Raw genomic sequence first — 355 nt, forward strand, 5'->3', positions numbered from 1 at the left:
CGGCTTGCCCGTCGAGCCCGACGTATAGAGGATGAAGAGCGGGTGTTCCGCGCCCACGGGCTCCGGCGCGCAGGTGTCGCTTTCCGCCGCCGAGACTTCGTCCATCCAGAGGTCGCGGCCTTCGTGCCACGCGACCTTGCCGCCCGTGCGCCGGTAGACGAACACGGTCTGCACGGCTTCGCAGCCGCCCATCGCGAGGGCTTCGTCGGCGATGTTCTTGAGCGGCAGCGCCTTGCCGCCACGCATCTGTTCGTCGGCGGTGACGAGCGCGACCGCGCCCACGTCCACCATGCGTTCGTTGAGCGACTTCGACGAGAAGCCGCCGAACACGACCGAGTGCGTCGCGCCGATACGC

The 355-nt window shown here is 69.0% G+C and carries 1 protein-coding gene; it reads right to left on the reverse strand.

Annotated elements, in window-relative coordinates; all coding sequences use genetic code 11:
• Window positions 1-355 (reverse strand): AMP-binding protein (locus tag U5782_RS41435; RefSeq protein WP_322049646.1); only part of this gene is annotated, 355 nt, incomplete at both ends.

The sequence above is a fragment of the Paraburkholderia sp. J67 genome (assembly GCF_905220265.1).
Lineage (GTDB): Bacteria > Pseudomonadota > Gammaproteobacteria > Burkholderiales > Burkholderiaceae > Paraburkholderia.